This window comes from Pseudomonas sp. NBB, assembly GCF_032701105.1.
Taxonomy (GTDB): domain Bacteria; phylum Pseudomonadota; class Gammaproteobacteria; order Pseudomonadales; family Pseudomonadaceae; genus Aquipseudomonas; species Aquipseudomonas asiatica.
Genome location: NZ_CP103994.1, coordinates 5,055,107 through 5,074,514, shown reverse-complemented (window position 1 = coordinate 5,074,514; position 19,408 = coordinate 5,055,107). Strand labels below are relative to the sequence as shown.

The following is a 19,408-nucleotide window of genomic DNA, read 5'->3' as shown; positions in this document are numbered from 1 at the left end:
GAGCGGCCCCAGTCACTTTCAACCGTCAGCGCCGAACCAGCAAAACCCCACTCTCCATATGGTGGGTATACGGGAACTGGTCAAACAACGCACACCGCTCGATGCGGTGCGTATCCTGCAGCTGGGCAATGTTCGCCGCCAGCGTCTCCGGGTTGCACGAGATGTACAGGATCCGCTCGAAACGCCGGGTCAGCTCGCAGGTGTCCGGATCCATCCCCGCCCGTGGCGGGTCGACGAACACCGTACCGAACTCGTAGCTCTTGAGGTCGATGCCTTCCAGCCGGCGGAACGGCCGCACCTCATTCAGCGCCTGGGTCAGCTCTTCTGCCGACAGGCGCACCAGCCGCACGTTATCCACAGCGTTCTCGTCAAGGTTGCTCAGCGCGGCATTGACCGAGGTCTTGCTGATTTCGGTGGCCAGCACCTGGCGCACGCGGGTGGCCAGCGGCAGGGTGAAGTTGCCGTTGCCGCAGTACAGCTCCAGCAGGTCATCGTCGCGCTCGCCGATAGCCTCGAAGGCCCAGCTCAGCATCTTCTGGTTCACCGCGCCGTTGGGCTGGGTGAACGCGCCTTCCGGCTGGCGGTAGCTGAACACACGGCCAGCGACTTCGAGGTTTTCCACCGCGTAGTCACGGCCGATGACCAGGCGCTTGCCCTTGGAGCGGCCGATGATACTGACGCCCAGGTCTTCGGCCAGCTGCCGTGCGGCCGTTTCCCATGCCTCGTCCAGCGGGCGGTGGTAGCACAGGGTGACCATGGCATCGCCAGCCAGGGTGGTGAGGAACTCCACCTGGAACAGGCGGTTGCCCAGCTCCTCGCTGGCCTGCCAGGCCGCCTTCAGGCGCGGCATCAGTGCATTGATGCGCTGGCTGGCAATAGGGAAGTCCTCGATCAGGATCGCCTTGTGCTTCTCGCCCGGGGCGAACATGGCGTAGTGGCGCTGGCCATCCTCGCGCCACAGGCGGAATTCGGCGCGCAGGCGGTAATGCTCGCGCGGCGAGTCGAAAACAGCCGGCTCCGGCGCGCCGAACGGCGCCAGCAGCTCGCGCAGCCGGGCCACCTTGGCGTCCAGCTGGGTGGTGTAGGAGGAGGGGTCGAAAGCAGCACTCATGCGTTGAACCAGCCCAGCTTGATGACGAACAGGATGGAAAGGATCACCAGGGCCGGGTTCAGGTCGCGGTGGCGGCCGGAGATCAGCTTGACGGCGGTCCAGGAAATGAAGCCGAAGGCGATGCCGTTGGCGATCGAGTAGGTCAGCGGCATGGCCAGGGCGGTCACCACCACCGGTGCGGCTTCGGTGACGTCGTCCCAGTTTATTTCTGCCAGGCCCGAGGCCATCAGCACCGCGACGAACAGCAGCGCCGGGGCGGTGGCGAAGGCCGGCACGCTACCGGCCAGCGGGGCGAAGAACAGCGCCAGCAGGAACAGCACGGCGACCACGATGGCGGTCAGGCCGGTGCGGCCACCGGCGCTCACGCCCGCGGCGGATTCGATGTAGCTGGTAGTGGTCGAGGTGCCCAGCAGGGAACCGGCCATGGCGGCGGTACTGTCGGCGATCAGGGCACGGCCCATTTTCGGCATGTGGCCGTCCTTGCCCATCAGCCCGGCGCGCTTGGCCACACCGATCAGGGTGCCGGAGTTGTCGAACAGGTCGACGAACAGGAAGGCGAAGATCACGCTGACCAGGCCCACGTCCAGCGCGCCGGCGATGTCCAGTTGCAGGAAGGTCGGCGCCAACGAAGGCGGCATGGAGACCACGCCGCCGAAGGGCGTCACGCCCATCAGGATCGAGGCGATTGTTACGGCGAGAATGCCAATCAGCACGGCACCGCGCACTTTCAGCGACTCAAGGCCGACGATCAGGAAGAAGCCCAGGGTGGCGAGGATCGGTGCCGGCTGCTTGAGGTCGCCCAGGCCCACCAGGGTGGCCGGGTTATCGACGACGATGCCTGCGTTATGCAGGGCGATCAGCGCCAGGAACAGGCCGATACCCGCGGCAATGGCCGAACGCAGCGGCAGCGGGATGCTGTTCACGATCCATTCGCGGATGCGGAAGATCGACAGCAGGAAGAACATCACCGCCGACAGGAACACCGCACCCAGTGCCACCTGCCAGGTGTGGCCCATGTGCAGGACCACGGTGTAGGTGAAGAACGCGTTCAGGCCCATACCTGGCGCCAGGGCGATCGGGTAGTTGGCGATCAGGCCCATGGTCACCGAGCCGATGGCCGCGGCCAGGCAGGTGGCGACGAATACCGCACCTTTGTCCATGCCGGTCTCGCCGAGGATGCTCGGGTTGACGAACAGGATGTAGGCCATGGCCAGGAAGGTGGTGACGCCCGCGAGAATCTCGGTGCGCACATTGGTGTTGTGTGCTTTTAGTTGAAACAGCCTTTCCAGCATGCCCGCTCCCCAAGGCGCCCCCGGCGCCATGAATATATCGACCCCATCAGCAAAGCACAGACCGTACCGGTTGCCGTGGTTTTGTGTGGGGCGGAAAAAAGCCGCGCATCATACCAGCATGCTTGGCGGGGGCCTATGGCCGTTGGGGAATGGTCATTTTTTCCCTGTGCCGGCCTCTTCGCGGGTGAACCCGCTCCCACAGGTACTCCACCAGGGCTGAAGGCGGCGCGGTCCTTGTGGGAGCGGGTTTGCCCGCGAAAGGGCCGGTACAGGCTACAGATCAACCATTATGCAACCGGTCCCGCTTGGCCAGTGTCGGGAACAGCTTTATCCACACCCCGGTCACCACCAACGTACCCACCCCACCCAGCACCACAGCCGGCACTGTGCCAAACCAGTGCGCGGTCACCCCCGATTCGAACTCGCCGAGCTGATTCGAGGCACCAATGAACAGACCGTTCACCGCACTCACCCGCCCGCGCATTTCATCCGGCGTCTCCAACTGCACGAAAGCGCCGCGGATGACCATGCTGATCATGTCCGCCGCGCCCAGCACCACCAGCACTGCCAGCGAGAACCAGAACGAGGTCGACAGGCCGAAGGCAATGGTCGCCACGCCGAACACGCCCACTGCCGTGAACATGGTCCGCCCCACATTGCGCTCGAACGGGAAGCGCGCCAGCCACAGCGACATCAGCAACGCCCCCACCGCTGGCGCAGAGCGCAGCAGGCCGAGGCCCAGCGGGCCGGTCAGCAGGATGTCCTTGGCGAACACCGGCAGCAGTGCGGTGGCCCCGCCCAGCAGTACGGCGAACAGGTCCAGCGAGATGGCGCCGAGGATGTCCGGCCGGCTGCGAATGAAGCGGATGCCGGCCAGCAGCGATTCGATGCTGGCGCGCCCGCGCTGTGCCACCTGGCCGCGTGCCTGCAGGCTCAGGGTCAGCACGCAGGCGATGGCGTAAAGGGCCACGGTGGGGCCGTATACCCAGATGCTGCCGAAGGCATACAGGAAGCCGCCCACCGCCGGAGCCACGATGGTTGCCGACTGGGTGGCCGAGGCCGAAGCTGCCACCGCGCGTGGGAACAGCCCGGCCGGTACCACGTTGGGCAGCAGCGCCTGGGTCGCCGGCATTTCGAAGGAACGCGTGGCACCGAGCAGGAAGGCGAGGGCGAAGATCAGCTCGCGGGTGACGTTGTCGGTGGCACTGCCAAGCGCCAATGCCAGGGCTATCAGTCCCTGCAGGCTCTGGCACAGCGCAGCGACCTTGCGCCGGTCATAGCGGTCGGCGACATGCCCGGTATGCAGCATGAACAGCACCCGTGGGGCGAATTCGACCAGGCCGACCAGGCCCAGGTCCAGCACATTGCCGGTCAGCTGGTAGAGGTGCCAGCCGATTGCCACGGTGAGCATCTGGAAGCCGCTGGCGGTGAACACGCGGGCCAGCCAGAAGGCCAGGAAAGGGCGGTGGTGACGCAACAACTGCGGTTCGGAATCGGACATCGGAAACCAGGGGCCTCGGCGCAGTAGAGGGGGGCGCAGCGTATCATCTGTTTGTAACAAACGGTTACTGTTTGCTGGGGTCGGCACTTTTTCATTCGGCGTGGAAGGGGGTGGGGCAACCGGTCACGCGGCAATCAACCACACGGCCCGGCGGGCCATTCAGGACTATGCTTCCTAGCAATCGTTGATCTGGGTCAATCGTTCCAGATGTAACGATCGGGCCCTTGGGCCGAAATCCCTGCGATCGAACAGAACAATTCCAACGCGCCGCACTCGACTACCGTGGGGGCAGTGGGCGACGGGGCCAGCGGCCCGGACGCCGGATTATCTGAAGAGGAAGCACCATGTTCGGAATAGAGGCCTTAGAGCTCGCCCGAATGCAGTTTGCCTTTACCGTGTCGTTCCATATCCTGTTCCCGGCCATCACCATTGGCCTGGCGAGCTACCTGGCAGTCCTCGAAGGCCTCTGGCTGCGGACCAACAACGAGGTCTACCGTGACCTCTATCACTTCTGGTCGAAAATCTTCGCCGTCAACTTCGGCATGGGGGTGGTCTCCGGCCTGGTCATGGCCTACCAGTTCGGTACCAACTGGAGTCGTTTCTCAGACTTCGCCGGCGCTATCACCGGCCCGCTGCTCACCTACGAGGTATTGACCGCGTTCTTCCTGGAGGCTGGCTTCCTGGGGGTCATGCTGTTTGGCTGGAACCGTGTCGGCCGTGGCCTGCACTTCTTCTCCACGGTGATGGTGGCGCTCGGCACCTTGGTCTCGACCTTCTGGATCCTCGCCTCCAACAGTTGGATGCAGACCCCGCAAGGTCACGAGATCATCGACGGCCGGGTTGTGCCGGTGGACTGGCTGGCAGTGGTATTCAACCCCTCGTTCCCCTACCGCCTGATGCACATGGCCACTGCCGCATTCGTTTCCACCGCGTTCTTCGTTGGTGCCTCGGCGGCCTGGCACCTGCTGCGCGGGCGTGACAACCCGGCCGTGCGCAAGATGCTGTCGATGGCCATGTGGATGGCGCTGATCGTCGCCCCGATCCAGGCGGTGATTGGTGACTTCCATGGCCTGAACACCCTCAAGCACCAGCCGGTGAAAATTGCCGCGATCGAAGGCCACTGGGAGAACGTGCCCGGCGAGCCGACCCCGCTGATCTTGTTCGGCATCCCCGACATGCAGGCCGAAACCACCCGCTTCAAGCTCGAGATCCCGGCACTCGGCAGCCTGATCCTGACCCACAGCCTGGACAAGCAGGTGCCGGCGATGAAGGAGTTTCCCCCCGAAGACCGGCCCAACTCGACCATCGTCTTCTGGTCGTTCCGGATCATGGTCGGGCTGGGTTTCCTGATGATCTTCGTCGGCCTGTGGAGCCTCTGGCTGCGCAAGCGCGGCACGCTCTACACCTCGCGGCCGTTCCTGTACCTGGCCCTGTGGATGGGCCCTTCCGGGCTGATCGCGCTGCTGGCCGGCTGGTTCACCACCGAAATCGGCCGCCAGCCCTGGGTGGTGTATGGCCTGATGCGCACGGCAGACGGTGTGTCCAACCACAGTTACGCCCAGCTCGGCTTCACCTTGGTGGCCTTCGTGGTGGTGTACTTCGCCCTGTTCGGTACCGGTCTTGGCTACATGATGCGCCTGGTGCGCAAAGGGCCGCGGACCGGTGAGGGTGACGAGCACAACCCTGGTGGCCCTGGCACCAAACGCACGCCGGCGCGACCGCTGTCCGCCGCCGATGATGGCCGAGAGGCCAACTCCGCCAGCCTGAGCAAGGGGAACTGAGCCATGGGTATCGACCTTCCGCTGATCTGGGCCGTGATCATCATCTTCGGCGTCATGATGTACGTGGTGATGGATGGTTTCGACCTGGGGATCGGCATGCTCTTCCCGTTCGTCAAGGGCGAGCATGACCGTGATGTGATGATGAACACCGTCGCCCCCGTTTGGGATGGTAACGAGACCTGGCTGGTGCTGGGCGGTGCCGGGCTGTTCGGGGCGTTCCCGATGGCTTACTCGGTAGTGCTGGAGGCCCTGTACCTGCCATTGATCCTGATGCTGATCGGTCTGATCTTCCGCGGCGTGGCCTTCGAGTTCCGCTTCAAGGCCAAGGCCGACAAGCGCCACATCTGGGACAAGGCGTTCATCTGGGGCTCGTTGATCGCCACCTTCTTCCAGGGCGTGGCGCTGGGTGCGTTCCTCGAAGGCTTCAAGGTGGTCGACCGGCATTTCGCCGGTGGCACCCTTGACTGGCTGACCCCGTTCAGCCTGTTCTGCGGCCTGGGGCTGATCGTTGCCTACACCCTGCTGGGCTGCACCTGGCTGATCATGAAGACCGAAGGGTCGCTGCAGCAGAAGATGCACGACATTGCCCGGCCGCTGGCGCTGGTGCTGCTGGTGGTGATCGGCATCGTCAGCCTGTGGACACCGATCGCCTACCCGCAGATTGCCGAGCGCTGGTTCAGCATGCCTAACCTGGTCTGGTTCATGCCGGTGCCGATCCTGGTGCTGGTAACCTTCTACGGGTTGCTCAAGGCGGTGGCGCGCAATGCGCACTACACGCCGTTCCTGCTGACGTTGGTGCTGATCTTCCTCGGCTACAGCGGCCTGGGCATCAGCCTGTGGCCGAACATCATCCCGCCGTCGATCTCGATCTGGGATGCCGCGGCGCCACCGCAGAGCCAGGGCTTCATGCTGGTGGGCACACTGTTCATCCTGCCGTTCATCCTCATGTATACCTTCTGGAGCTACTACGTGTTCCGCGGCAAGGTGACCCATGAAGACGGCTATCACTAGGAGGGCTGCATGATGACCGGCAAGCCTGGCTTGGAGGAGAAGAAACCCCTGTGGCAGCGGTTGGGCTGGCTGCTGCTGATCTGGGCGATGAGCGTGGCGGCCCTGGGCGTGGCGGCCTACGTGATGCGCCTGTTCATGGGGGCTGCGGGGCTGACCACCCATTGAGGTAAGCCTGTTCTGGCCCTATCGCCGGCAAGCCAGCTCCTACAGGTAAGTCACTGCCCTGAATGCAGTGGAGTACCTGTGGGAGCTGGCTTGCCGGCGAAAGGGCCGGTACAGGCTTACTTGCGGGCCTTCAGGATAACGAACTTGGGCGTTGCCGCCACTTGCTCCACCCCCCGGAACAACCGCGCCAGCTTGCTGTGATAGCCCAGGTGCCGGTTACCCACGATATACAGCGCCCCACCCACCACCAACGCTTCACGCGCCTGCTGGAACATGCGCCAGGCGAGGAAATCGCCCACCACCTGCTGCTGGTGGAACGGCGGGTTGCACAGCACCACGTCCAGCGACTGCTTCTCTACCCCCGCCAACCCATCGGCTGCCTCGAACACAGCCGGGCGCTCGCCCAGCGCTGCCTGCCAGTTCTCCCGCGCCGATTGCACCGCCATGTACGACTCGTCGACCAGGGTGTATTGGGCATCCGGGTTTGCCAGGGCACTGGCTATCGCCAGCACGCCGTTGCCGCAGCCCAGGTCCGCCACTCGCGCGCGGCCCAGTTCGCGGGGCAGGTGCGGCAGGAACGCCCGCGTGCCGATATCCAGCCCCTCCCGGCAGAACACGTTGGCGTGGTTGAGCAGTTCCAGCGCCGGCGCGTCGAGGCGGTAGCGGCTAGGGTAGGGCGAGCGGGCGACCGGCCGTTCGGCCACCGTCGCGGTCAGCAAGCGGGCCTTTTTCTGCGCCAGCGAGGCCTGCACCGGGCCGATGTACTTCTCCATCAGGTCTCCGGCCGCCCGTGGCAGGTGCTTTATCATCGCCCCGGCAATCACCTGCGCACCGGGTGCCAGGTGGCCCTGCAGGCGGATCAGCTGTTCTTCGAGCAGGGCCAGGGTCTTGGGCACGCGCACCAGTACCCGGTCGAACGGGCCTTGCCAATGTTCGCTGGCCGGCACGAACGGCACGCTGTCGAACGGCAGGCCATTGCGTGCCAGGTTCTTTTCCAGGGCCAGGTGCGCCAGGTGCGAATCGCCACTGCTGACCACCTGCAGCTTGCCTGCCAGGCTGGCGGCCAGGGCGCCGAAGCTGTCATTGAGCACCAGCACCCGGCAGTTGGCCTCGGGTGCCTGCTCGTGCAGCTGCGCAAGCAGGTACTCGTCGGCGGCATCGAAAGCCTGCAGCGGGTCGTTGGCCTGTTCCGGCTGGCGGATCAGGTCGAGTTCGGCGTATGGGGTGGTCAACAGGGGCATGGCGTCTGGCTCGGGTATGAAACTGCCCGTTGCGGTTCGCCCCGGGCTTTGCCGGGCGATTCTACAGGGCTTTGCCCAAGGTCGCAGGTTTCGAGCTCAGAGCCAGCCACGCAGGGCGGCGATGGCGATGGCGCCGGCCTTGTTGGCGGCGTTGGTCTTGGTGATAACGCTACGAATATGGAAGTTCACCGTGCTTTGCGACAGTGAAAGGATGCAGGCAACGTCTGCGGCGGTCTTGCCGGCGGCGGACCATTTCAGCACTTCCAGCTCCCGCTCGCTCATTTTCGGTTGTGGCGGGCACAGTGCTTTGAGGTGATGTTCGCCAAGCACCGCATGCAGCGTATGGCACAGCCACTGCACATTGCCGGCCTTGCTGTAGAGTTCGACTGTATCGATGGCCCCGGCGGGCCTGGCCACACTGATCTGGCTTTCGTTGTGCCGCTGGTCGTGCAATGACTGTGTCCAACCATAGCGCAGACCGCTCCGGCAGGCCGCTTCACGAAACTGCGGAGCCTCGTGATACAGGTCATCAGTCCACAGCACCGGCATGGTCGAGCTGTGGCTCACATTGGCGGCCGCGTCCTGCTTGTAGAACTCATCGCGCTGGTAGCGCTCGATCCATTCGCGGGGGTAATTGCTGTACAGGAACAGGTGGGGGGTTTGCGTCGCGATCTGGATGCGAATGTTCAGTCCCAGGTACTCCATGCCCAGGTCCTGCGCCAGATGCACGGCGATGTCGAACAACTTCTGTGGGCAGCGTTCGTCGACGAACAAATGAAGATGCTCGGGTTTCCAGTTAAGCATCTGAAATACTCCTTGCCTCAGGAACCAGTCCGTTTGGGTACCCGCATGATTGTAGGAAAGGACCTACCGATTCGCTGAGAATTTTTTGTTATAGCAGTCAGGATTTGCTGCGAGTAAGACAGGATCGTCGCAGACGAGGCCCTACAAAGCAGTGGTTTTTATCCGCGTCACTTTGCGCGACACTGTGCGCACGCCAAACCTGGAGCCCGATATGACCGCTAGCGCCGAAAAGTTCACCCGCCAGACCCTGCTCGATGTTCAGCCACTCACGCCGAACCTCTTCAGCCTGCGGGTTACGCGCGATGCGGGGTTCCGCTTCCGTTCCGGCCAGTTTGCCCGCCTTGGCGTGACCAAGGCCGATGGCAGTGTGGTGTGGCGCGCCTATTCCATGGTCAGCGCGCCCCATGACGAGCACCTCGATTTTTTCTCCATCGTGGTGCCAGGCGGGGAGTTCACCAGCGAACTGAGCCGGCTGGGGGCAGGCGATACCCTGCTGATCGATCGCCAGGCCTTCGGCTTCCTTACCCTCGACCGCTTCGTTGGTGGCCGTGACCTGTGGTTGCTGGCGACCGGTACTGGCATTGCGCCGTTCATGTCGATCCTGCAGGACTTCGAGGCCTGGGAGCGTTTCGACAACATCAAGCTTGTGTACTCGGTGCGCGAAGCGAAAGAGCTGGCCTATGTGGACGACATTGCCGGGCTGGAGCAGCGCGATTACCTGGCTGAATTCGCCGGCAAGTTGCAGTTCATTCCGGTGGTGACCCGTGAACAGCACCCAGGGGCGTTGAACCAGCGGATTACCACGCTGATCGAGAATGGCGAGCTTGAGAAGGCGGCGGGGCTGGAACTGTCGCCGGAACATTCGCGGGTGATGCTGTGTGGCAACCCGGAGATGATTGATGAGACGCGCAAGGTACTGAAGGCGCGCGACCTGCAATTGAGCCTGAGCAAGCGGCCGGGGCAGGTGGCGGTAGAGAATTACTGGTAAGGCTAATGGGGCCGCAAAGCGGCCCCCCGCAAATTCAAGGCAAGCGGTTCTGGTTCTGCGCCTTGAGCAGGTCGCGAATCTCGGTCAGCAAGGTCTCTTCCGCAGTCGGCACAGGCGGTGCAGTCGGCGCCACCGCCTCTTCACGCTTGAGCTGGTTGATCGCCTTGACTCCCATGAAGATGGCAAAGGCCACGATGACGAAGTCGATCACGGTCTGGATGAACTTGCCATACGCCAGCACCACCGCCGGAACGTCACCTTCGGCAGCCTTCAGGGTAATTGCCAGGTCGCTGAAGTCCACACCACCGATCAACAGGCCCAGTGGCGGCATGACCACGTCACCGACGAAAGACGAAACGATCTTGCCGAAGGCCGCGCCGATGATGATACCAACCGCCATGTCGACGACATTGCCTTTGACCGCGAAGGCCTTGAACTCACTGATCATGCCCATGTTTGGTTCCTTGTAACAAAAGGTGAGGTTTACGCAGTGTAAGCCACTTAAACGCTTCATGCGTTGTGTTCAGGGCCACAGACCGCTGTTAGAACGAATAGTTTTGTCGCATCCCGAGGCGTTCGAGGCACGTCCAGCTCGGCTATCATGGCGGTTTTTTCCAGGAGACCCCAGCCATGGCCAAGGCCAAGCGCTTGTATGGCTGCACCGAGTGCGGTGCGACCTTCCCCAAATGGGCCGGCCAGTGTGGCGAATGCGGGGCCTGGAACACCCTGGTCGAGACCATGATCGAAAGCGGCGGTGCCGCTGCGCCCAGTAGCGGCCGTGCTGGCTGGACCGGGCAGCAGGCGCAGATCAAGACCCTGGCCGAAGTCAGCGTCGAGGAGATCCCGCGCTTCACCACCAGCAGCACCGAACTGGACCGCGTGTTGGGCGGTGGCCTGGTGGATGGCTCGGTGGTGTTGATCGGTGGTGACCCCGGCATCGGCAAATCGACCATCCTGCTGCAGACCTTGTGCAACATTGCGGTGGGCATGCCGGCGCTGTATGTCACCGGCGAGGAGTCGCAGCAGCAGGTGGCCATGCGCTCCCGGCGCCTGGGCCTGCCCCAGGACCAGCTCAAGGTGATGACCGAAACCTGTATCGAGACCATCATCGCCACGGCTCGCGTCGAAAAACCGCGGGTCATGGTGATCGACTCGATCCAGACCATTTTCACCGAGCAGCTGCAATCGGCACCCGGCGGTGTGGCCCAGGTGCGCGAAAGTACGGCGTTGCTGGTGCGCTACGCCAAGCAGAGCGGCACGGCGATCTTCCTGGTCGGCCACGTGACCAAGGAAGGCTCGCTCGCCGGCCCGCGGGTACTCGAGCACATGGTCGATACCGTGCTGTATTTCGAGGGCGAGTCCGATGGCCGCCTGCGCCTGCTGCGGGCAGTCAAGAACCGCTTTGGCGCGGTCAACGAGCTGGGTGTGTTCGGCATGACCGACCGGGGCCTGAAGGAGGTGTCCAACCCCTCGGCGATCTTCCTCAACCGCACCCAGGAGGAAGTACCGGGCAGCGTGGTGATGGCCACCTGGGAAGGCACCCGGCCGATGCTGGTGGAGGTGCAGGCGCTGGTCGACGACAGCCACCTTGCCAACCCGCGCCGGGTGACCTTGGGCCTTGACCAGAATCGCCTGGCCATGTTGCTGGCAGTGCTGCACCGCCACGGCGGTATTCCCACCCATGACCAAGACGTGTTCCTCAACGTGGTGGGTGGGGTGAAGGTGCTGGAAACCGCCTCGGACCTGGCGTTGCTGGCGGCGGTGATGTCCAGCCTGCGCAACCGGCCCCTGGCCCATGGCCTGCTGGTGTTTGGCGAGATCGGCCTGTCTGGCGAGGTACGGCCGGTGCCCAGTGGTCAGGAGCGTTTGAAGGAGGCCGCCAAGCATGGTTTCAAGCGGGCCATCGTGCCCAAGGGCAATGCGCCGAAAGAGGCTCCGGCCGGGTTGCAGGTGATTGCCGTTACCCGGCTGGAGCAGGCTTTGGATGCGTTGTTCGAATAATTCGTGGCCCGTACTGGCCTCTTCGCGGGTAAACCCGCTCCCACAGGTACCGCATCAGCTTCAGGATTGCGCAAACCCTGTGGGAGCGGGTTTACCCGCGAAAGGGCCGGCACAGGCAAAACGAAAAAGGGGCCGACGATGCGCATCGGCCCCCCACCTCACCGCTCAGTCAGCGGTCAATGCTCGGCAACCGCACTGCGCCTGACCGTTTCATTGCCATGCTCGTCCAGTTCCAGCATCGGCACCTCATTACCCTCGGCATCGAACAGCTTGCCATCCTTGAAGTAGTCGCCATCACGCAGCGCTGAAATGTCCGAGTACTGGATGGTGCGCTCGTACGCGGCGGCAAACACCGACTGCTGGTCCGAGTTGCCGGCGGTGAAGTGGTTGAAGATCAGGTTCAGCAGGATGGCCATGATCGCCGCCGAGCTGATGCCCGAGTGGAAGATGGTCTCGAACCAGTTCGGGAAGTGGTGGTAGAAGGTCGGTGCGGCAATCGGGATCATGCCGAAGCCCAGCGAGGCAGCGACGATGATCAGGTTGACGTTGTTCTTGTAGCTGACCTTGGACAGGGTGCGGATACCGCTGGCAGCCACGGTGCCGAACAGCACGATGCCCGCGCCACCCAGTACCGGAGTAGGGACTGCGGCAATCACCCGGCCCATGATCGGCAGCAGGCCGAGCACCACCAGGATCAAGCCACCGGTGGCCACCACGTAGCGGCTCTTGACCCCGGTCACGGCTACCAGGCCGACGTTCTGGGCGAACGCGCTCTGGGTGAACGAGCCGAAGATTGGCGCCAGGATGCTCGATGCCATGTCGGCGCGCAGGCCATTGCCCAGGCGTTTGGAGTCGACCTTGGTGTCGATGATCTCACCCACGGCGAGGATATCGGCCGAGGTTTCCACCAAGGTCACCATGATCACGATGCACATCGACAGGATCGCGGCGATGTGGAATTCCGGCATGCCGAAATGGAACGGCGTGGGGAAGGCGAACATCGGGCCCTCTGTGACCTTGCTGAAGTCGGCCATGCCCAGCGCCCAGGCGATCAGGGTGCCGACCACCATGGCCAGCAGGATCGACAGGCGTGAAATCGCCGCGCTGCCCAGCTTGCTCAGCAGCAGCACGATGGCGAAGGTCAGGGCCGCCAGGCCGATGTTGGCCACGCTGCCGAATTCCGGTGAGGCGCTGTTGCCACCCATCACCCAGCGAGCGGCCACGGGCATCAGGGTCAGGCCGATGGTGGTGATGACGATGCCGGTCACCAGCGGCGGGAAGAACTTGGTGATGCGCGAGAACACCGGGGTGATCAGAAAGCCGATCAGCGATGCTGCCATGACCGCACCGAGCACGCCCGGCAGGCCACCGCCGCCCTCGCTGCTGAGGATTGCACCCATGGTTGCCACACCGGCGAACGAAACGCCCTGCACCAGCGGCAACTGGCAGCCGAAGAACGGCAGACCGAGGGTTTGCAGCAGGGTGGCCAGGCCACCGGCAAACAACGAAGCGGCGATCAGCATGCCGATTTCGGCACCGTTCAGGCCCGCGGCCTGCCCCAGGATCAGGGGTACCGCGACGATCCCCCCGTACATGGTCAGCACATGCTGCAGACCATAGGCCAGGTTGGCACCAAGGCCGAGGTTTTCATCCTCGGGGCGCTTGGCGGGAGACGTGCTAGGGGACGTAGTCATGGAGCAGGCTCTCTGTTTATTGTTGTGGTGCTACTGTAGACACTTCCTACAAATGATTGCCACAAGAATTGTATACAATATTTTGATCGGAGCGCGCACAAGAGCGCCCGCAAGGTGTGCGGGAACTCAATGCAGAAGGCGTACCAACTTGTCAGAGGCTGTGCTAGAGGGGTGTGTACAAAACGCTGCTACCCAGGCTTAAAGCTGTCTGGGTAGACAGGAAACAAAAGGTGGGGAAGCGATTAGCTAGCTAAGAGATTTCATTATTCGATCAGTTCGCGCAGCTCACGCATCATTTCGGTGCTGTCGGCCACGTTCAATTCCACAAGACGGTGCAGATGGCTCATCGAATCGAGGTCGATGTACAAGCAGATGAAACCCAGGCGGTCTGGTTCCTCATGACGCAGTTCAACCTGCATCTGCACGCGTGCATCGGGGCCCAGGTGAATGATGGCATCGAAGTCCTGGGTCAGGTCGACATCCCAATTGGCCGGTCGTTCGATCAGCAAACCCTTGAGTGAAAGGTCCAGCAGCTTCGCAGGCCAGCGTCGCAGGCCCTGGCGCAGCTCGGTGGGGGCGTCGAAATCGATGCGCTGAAAACGGCGGCGTTCGTCGTGGTCGCTCATGGGTTAGATCCTCGCATAGGTCCTCAGGTGACATCCTGACTATAGTTAGAGTGGTATGTACATCAGGTACCGCAATCTGGCCGCAGAGGCTCTAGACCAAAGCAAGTGTGGCAATGCGCGATGACTCGCCCTAGACTCGATGGGCGGTCTTTTCCAATCCACCAGCTGGAAGCAAACCATGAACAACAATAATAGCCTGCTACGCCACATTCCGTGGCTGGCGCTGGCAGTCATAGGAGCCTGTGCGCTGGGTGTGGTTGCCCTGCGTCGCGGCGAGGCGATCAATGCCTTGTGGATCGTGGTCGCGGCAGTGGCCATCTACCTGGTCGCCTATCGTTACTACAGCCTGTTCATCGCCACCAAGGTGATGCAGCTCGACCCTCGCCGTGCCACCCCGGCGGTGCTCAACAACGACGGCCTGGACTACGTCCCGACCAACAAACACATCCTCTTCGGTCACCATTTCGCCGCCATCGCTGGCGCAGGCCCCTTGGTCGGCCCGGTACTCGCCGCGCAGATGGGCTACCTGCCCGGCACGCTGTGGCTGATCGCCGGCGTGGTGCTGGCCGGTGCGGTGCAGGACTTCATGGTCCTGTTCCTGTCCACCCGCCGCAACGGCCGCTCGCTGGGCGACATGGTGCGCGAGGAGATGGGCCGCATTCCAGGCACCATCGCGCTGTTCGGTTGCTTCCTGATCATGATCATCATCCTTGCGGTGCTGGCATTGATCGTGGTCAAGGCCCTGGCCGAAAGCCCTTGGGGCATGTTCACGGTGATGGCGACCATCCCGATCGCGATGTTCATGGGCATCTACATGCGCTACATCCGTCCGGGCCATATCGGTGAGATATCGGTCATCGGCGTGGTGCTGCTGCTGGCTTCGATCTGGCTGGGGGGCCAGATTGCCGCAGACCCGACCTGGGGCCCGGCGTTTACCTTTACCGGTGTGCAGATCACCTGGATGCTGGTGGGCTACGGTTTCGTCGCCGCGGTACTGCCTGTATGGCTGGTACTTGCGCCACGTGACTACCTTTCGACCTTCCTCAAGATCGGCACCATCGTCGGCCTGGCCATCGGTATCCTGATCATCGCGCCCGAGCTGAAGATGCCGGCGCTGACCCAGTTCACCGACGGCACTGGCCCGGTGTGGAAGGGCACCCTGTTCCCGTTCCTGTTCATCACCATCGCCTGTGGTGCGGTGTCCGGCTTCCACGCGTTGATCTCCTCAGGGACCACGCCAAAGCTGCTGGACAACGAAACCAACGCTCGCTACATCGGGTACGGCGGCATGCTGATGGAGTCGTTCGTTGCCATCATGGCCATGGTCGCCGCCTCGGTGATCGAACCAGGCGTGTACTTCGCCATGAACAGCCCGGCCGCGGTGGTCGGAGCCGATGTGGCGTCGGTGGCGCAGACGGTCAGCAGCTGGGGCTTCCTGATCACCCCTGAGCAACTCGAGGCCACTGCCCGCGACATTGGCGAGCACACCGTGCTGGCTCGTGCCGGTGGTGCGCCGACCCTGGCCGTGGGTATCGCGCAGATCCTGCACCAGGTGCTGCCGGGTGAAAACACCATGGCCTTCTGGTACCACTTCGCGATCCTGTTCGAGGCGCTGTTCATCCTCACCGCAGTGGACGCCGGCACCCGTGCCGGGCGCTTCATGCTGCAGGACCTGCTGGGCAGCTTCGTGCCGGCGCTCAAGCGCACCGAGTCGTGGACTGCCAACCTGATCGGTACTGCCGGCTGCGTGGCCCTGTGGGGCTACCTGCTGTACCAGGGCGTGATCGACCCGCTGGGTGGTATCAATACCCTGTGGCCGCTGTTCGGCATTTCCAACCAGATGCTGGCGGGTATCGCCCTGATGCTCGGCACCGTGGTGCTGATCAAGATGAAGCGCCAGCGCTACGTCTGGGTCACCCTGCTGCCGGCCGTGTGGCTGCTGATCTGCACCACCACCGCAGGCCTGATCAAGCTGTTCGACCCGAACCCGGCAGTCGGCTTCCTGGCCCTGGCCAAGAAGTACAGCACCGCACTGGACGCCGGCCAGGTACTGGCCCCGGCCAAGGACATCGGGCAGATGCAGCACGTGATCTTCAATGCCTACACCAACGCCGGCCTGACCGTGCTGTTCCTGGTGGTGGTGTTCAGCGTGCTGTTCTTCGCTGTCAAGGTCGGCTTCGCCGCCCTCGGCCGCAAGGAGCGCACCGACAAGGAAACCCCGTTCCAGGCCCTGCCTGACGCTTGAGAGGACTGCTGCGATGTTCAACGACCTGGGTCGACTGGGTAAATACCTGGGGCAGGCAGCCCGCCTGATGGTCGGCATGCCCGACTACGACAACTACGTCGAGCACATGCAGACCAAGCACCCGGACAAGCCGGTCATGACGTACGAGGAGTTCTTCCGCGAACGCCAGGAAGCGCGTTACGGCGGCAAGTCCGGGCCCAAGTGCTGTTGAGCCTCAAGCGTTAACCTGTCCCGGCCTCATCGCCGGCAAGCCAGCTCCCACAGGTACTCCACAGCCCTAAAGGTCTGTGCGGTACCTGTGGGAGCTGGCTTGCCGGCGATGAGACCAGTGTTTTTTCCGCACAGGAGATGTTCTGCGTGCAGACGCCTATCCCCGTAACCGTACTCACTGGCTTCCTCGGTGCCGGCAAGACTACCTTGCTCAAGCACATGCTCAAGGCCGAGCACGGCCTGAAGATCGCCGTGATCGAAAACGAATTCAGCGAGGCCGGCATCGACAGCCAGCTGCTGGGCGACGAGCCGGTGCAGGTGATGACCCTGGCCAATGGCTGCGTGTGCTGCAGCATCCACGGCGACCTGACCCGCGCCTTGTACCTGCTGCTCGAACGCCTGGATGCCGGCGAGATCGCCTTCGACCGCCTGGTAATCGAATGCACCGGCCTGGCCGACCCGGCGCCGGTGGCCCAAACCTTCTTCATCGACGAAGAGTTGCGTGAGTGCTACATCCTCGACGGCATCATCACCCTGGTCGATGCCGCCCACGCCGAGCTGCACCTGACCCAGACCATCGCCCAGGCCCAGGTCGGCTTTGCCGATCGCCTGCTGCTGAGCAAGACCGAGCTGGTCGAGCCCGCTGCGGTCGAGGCCCTGCGCGAGCGCCTGGCCCGCATCAATGGCAGGGCGGCGATCCGCGTGGTCGAGCATGGTCGCATCGACCTGGCCGAGCTGCTGGATGTGCGTGGTTTCAACCTCAACCCCGATCTGGGCGCGAACCTGAAGCCAGCGCTACGCCCGCTGCTCAAGCCCGCTACCCCGGACCGGATCTCCACCTTGGTGCTGCGCACGGAAAGCGCGCTGGACATCGACCGCCTCAGCGACTTCATGAACGAACTGCTGGAAACCCACGGCAAGCAGCTGCTGCGCTACAAGGGCGTGCTGAACATTGCCGGTGAAGCGCGCAAGCTGGTGTTCCAGGGTGTGCTCAAGCTCTATGGCTTCGACTGGGACGCCGAGTGGGCCGAGGGTGAAACTCGCGAGAGCGTGATGGTGTTCATCGCTGACGAATTGCCCGAAGCTACGATTCGGGCTGGGTTCGAGGCGCTGGCTGCGGGCTGAGCTGACGCGGCGTCTGGGCCTGGAACCACTGCGGCCATGAGCTGCGGTGGCGTGTCTCGAGCTCGATGCACGGGATCAGGCGCTCGGTCAGCAGCGCCGTCTGCCGCACCGCCTTGGCGGTGCGGTACTTGACGCTGTGGATGCATTCGCGGTCGCCGAACTCGCAGCGGTTCAGCGCGGTGCCGCCGCAGGGGCCGTTGGCCAGGCCCTTGGGGCAGGTTTCCGGGCAGATGTACAGGGTGTCTTCCAGGCGGCAGCGGCCACAGGTGTCGCAGCCTACCAGCGGGTGCTTCACCGCGTGTTCCACCTTGTGCAGCACCTGTGCGCCAAGGCGGGTAGCCCACATCGGTTGGCGTACGGCCCAGCCAAATGCCTTGCTCAGGCTATTGCGGCGGCTGAACAGCAGCGAATGCATGCCGTGCATCAGGTGATAGCGCGCTTTCTCCTTGAACGAGGCATCGACTCGTGACTCGCCCTGGCGCCAGCTTGCCTGCGGCGGATGGAAGCTGACTGCCGGCAGGCCGGGCATCTGCCAGCTGGCCTGCCAGGCCGGCGCCCATTGTTCCAGTGTGTGGATTTGCGCCTGCCAGTGCTCGATGCGTGCCTCCAGGGCCAGCAGTTGCTTGAGTTCATGAACCCCCGACAGATGCACGCCGGCGTAGCCCATCAGCTTCACGCCGATGATCTGCAAGGCCAGGCGGTCGACGCTGCGCGCCAGGGCAAAGGCCTTGGACTGCGCCGCTTCCGCTTCCAGCATGTCGCGCATGGACGGCGTGACGGTCACGCCGGCCACGTGCTCGAGCATCGTCGCACGCCCGTGGGTGAGGCTCATCAGGCAAGCCAGCATCGGCCTGGGCGTGGCCTGGCAGCTCATCCAGTGCATGGCTTCCTGGTGTTTGCCGGCATCGAAACCCAGTTGCAGGGTGAGAAAGTCGGCGCCCGCCGCCAGTTTTTTCTCGGCCTTGAAGTATTGGGCGCCGCCTTCTTCCTCGCAGTACTTGAACGGGTTGAGCGCCGCGCCAAGCAGCCAGTGCGGGCAGGCCTGGCGGGCGATCTGCAGGGCTGCGACCGATTCCAGGTAGCGTACCGGGCGCTGGCCGGGCTGGTGGCCGGGCAGGCGGTCGCCGGTAAGCAGCAACAGTTGGTCGAGGCCGGCGGCATCCATGCGTTGCAGTTGGGCGAGCAGGTGGTGGCGTTCGCGATCCTTGCCGGAGAAGTGCGGCAGGGCGGGTACCGGGTTGCTGAACGAGGCGAGGGCGTCCAGTGGCGACATGTCCAGCGGGCTGCCGACGCGGTCGCCGATTGCCACGGTCATCGGCCAGCCGCACAGGTGCGCACGGGCCAGGATCGCGTCCATGGCGGCGAAGCGTTCTGTGGAGGGCTTGGGGACGAACTCCATGACGCAGACGAAGGTGTTTTCGCGCAGCGCGGTTTTCAGCAGGCTCATGGGGCCGGGTACCTGGTTTGGTCAGGCTGGCATTGTGCGGCAGAAGGCGGGTGCGGTCATGTCCGGATGCGCAGGGTGGTGCTCTGAATGAGACATCCGGGTTTGCCTGTGCCGGCCCTTTCGCGGCTAAAGCCGCTCCCACAGGGTGGCGCGGTACCTGTAGGAG

The 19,408-nt window shown here is 63.6% G+C and carries 17 protein-coding genes; 8 read left to right on the top strand and 9 right to left on the bottom strand.

The window, feature by feature from the left end; translation table 11 throughout:
* Window positions 1-25: 25 nt before the first annotated feature.
* The 3 genes from trmA to NY023_RS23485 form a co-directional block, all read right to left on the bottom strand.
* Window positions 26-1,111, bottom strand: a complete 1,086-nt coding sequence (gene trmA / locus NY023_RS23495; RefSeq protein WP_013974223.1) for a tRNA (uridine(54)-C5)-methyltransferase TrmA — start codon at window positions 1,109-1,111, stop codon at window positions 26-28.
* A complete protein-coding gene (locus NY023_RS23490) occupies window positions 1,108-2,403 on the bottom strand; it encodes an NCS2 family permease (RefSeq protein ID WP_013974222.1) in 1,296 nt (431 codons plus the stop codon). The genes trmA and NY023_RS23490 overlap by 4 nt, the downstream gene beginning before the upstream one ends.
* A 280-nt stretch (window positions 2,404-2,683) precedes the next feature.
* Entirely contained in the window at window positions 2,684-3,904 is a 1,221-nt protein-coding gene (locus NY023_RS23485) for an MFS transporter (RefSeq protein WP_013974221.1), read from the bottom strand.
* 344 nt (window positions 3,905-4,248) lie between these two features.
* Between NY023_RS23485 and NY023_RS23480 the strand changes: the two genes are divergently transcribed.
* From NY023_RS23480 to NY023_RS23470, 3 genes are read left to right on the top strand one after another with little or no spacing between them, the layout of a single operon-like run.
* Window positions 4,249-5,685: a cytochrome ubiquinol oxidase subunit I gene (locus tag NY023_RS23480; protein ID WP_038410146.1), complete on the top strand. Its 1,437-nt coding sequence runs from the start codon at window positions 4,249-4,251 to the stop codon at window positions 5,683-5,685.
* 3 nt (window positions 5,686-5,688) lie between these two features.
* Window positions 5,689-6,696 carry a cytochrome d ubiquinol oxidase subunit II gene (gene cydB, locus NY023_RS23475; RefSeq protein ID WP_013974219.1) on the top strand — a complete coding sequence of 336 codons (1,008 nt, stop codon included), beginning with the start codon at window positions 5,689-5,691 and terminating at the stop codon, window positions 6,694-6,696.
* Window positions 6,697-6,705: 9 nt separating this feature from the next.
* Window positions 6,706-6,861, top strand: a complete 156-nt coding sequence (locus NY023_RS23470) for a DUF2474 domain-containing protein (protein WP_013974218.1) — start codon at window positions 6,706-6,708, stop codon at window positions 6,859-6,861.
* Window positions 6,862-6,977: 116 nt separating this feature from the next.
* On the opposite strand, the gene NY023_RS23465 is transcribed toward NY023_RS23470, so the two are convergent.
* Window positions 6,978-8,102 (bottom strand): methyltransferase, encoded by a 1,125-nt coding sequence (locus NY023_RS23465; protein ID WP_013974217.1) that lies wholly within the window; start codon window positions 8,100-8,102, stop codon window positions 6,978-6,980.
* Between the two features lie 96 nt (window positions 8,103-8,198).
* Entirely contained in the window at window positions 8,199-8,906 is a 708-nt protein-coding gene (locus NY023_RS23460) for an autoinducer binding domain-containing protein (protein ID WP_013974216.1), read from the bottom strand.
* 211 nt (window positions 8,907-9,117) lie between these two features.
* On the opposite strand from NY023_RS23460, the gene NY023_RS23455 reads away from it, so the two are divergent.
* A complete protein-coding gene (locus NY023_RS23455) occupies window positions 9,118-9,894 on the top strand; it encodes a ferredoxin--NADP reductase (protein WP_023661108.1) in 777 nt (258 codons plus the stop codon).
* A 34-nt stretch (window positions 9,895-9,928) separates the two neighbouring features.
* On the opposite strand, the gene mscL is transcribed toward NY023_RS23455, so the two are convergent.
* Complete coding sequence (gene mscL / locus NY023_RS23450; RefSeq protein WP_013974214.1) at window positions 9,929-10,348, bottom strand: large-conductance mechanosensitive channel protein MscL; 420 nt, start codon at window positions 10,346-10,348, stop codon at window positions 9,929-9,931.
* 176 nt (window positions 10,349-10,524) lie between these two features.
* Between mscL and radA the strand changes: the two genes are divergently transcribed.
* A complete protein-coding gene (gene radA, locus NY023_RS23445) occupies window positions 10,525-11,895 on the top strand; it encodes a DNA repair protein RadA (protein WP_003251626.1) in 1,371 nt (456 codons plus the stop codon).
* A gap of 176 nt (window positions 11,896-12,071) precedes the next feature.
* On the opposite strand, the gene NY023_RS23440 is transcribed toward radA, so the two are convergent.
* On the bottom strand, window positions 12,072-13,589 hold the full coding sequence (locus NY023_RS23440; protein ID WP_013974213.1) for a nucleobase:cation symporter-2 family protein: 1,518 nt from the start codon (window positions 13,587-13,589) through the stop codon (window positions 12,072-12,074).
* A gap of 263 nt (window positions 13,590-13,852) precedes the next feature.
* Entirely contained in the window at window positions 13,853-14,215 is a 363-nt protein-coding gene (locus tag NY023_RS23435; RefSeq protein WP_013974212.1) for a PilZ domain-containing protein, read from the bottom strand.
* Between the two features lie 178 nt (window positions 14,216-14,393).
* Here NY023_RS23435 and NY023_RS23430 point away from each other — a divergent pair, with 178 nt between their 5' ends.
* The 3 genes from NY023_RS23430 (at window position 14,394) to yjiA (ending at window position 17,795) form a co-directional block, all read left to right on the top strand.
* Window positions 14,394-16,460, top strand: a complete 2,067-nt coding sequence (locus NY023_RS23430) for a carbon starvation CstA family protein (protein ID WP_024087740.1) — start codon at window positions 14,394-14,396, stop codon at window positions 16,458-16,460.
* Window positions 16,461-16,473: 13 nt separating this feature from the next.
* Complete coding sequence (locus NY023_RS23425; protein ID WP_013974210.1) at window positions 16,474-16,671, top strand: YbdD/YjiX family protein; 198 nt, start codon at window positions 16,474-16,476, stop codon at window positions 16,669-16,671.
* Window positions 16,672-16,817: 146 nt separating this feature from the next.
* A complete protein-coding gene (gene yjiA, locus NY023_RS23420; protein ID WP_044047287.1) occupies window positions 16,818-17,795 on the top strand; it encodes a GTPase in 978 nt (325 codons plus the stop codon).
* Here the strand turns inward: yjiA and NY023_RS23415 are convergent.
* Complete coding sequence (locus NY023_RS23415; protein WP_013974208.1) at window positions 17,755-19,242, bottom strand: methylenetetrahydrofolate reductase C-terminal domain-containing protein; 1,488 nt, start codon at window positions 19,240-19,242, stop codon at window positions 17,755-17,757. The two genes, yjiA and NY023_RS23415, sit on opposite strands and share 41 nt — an antisense overlap.
* Window positions 19,243-19,408: the final 166 nt, after the last annotated feature.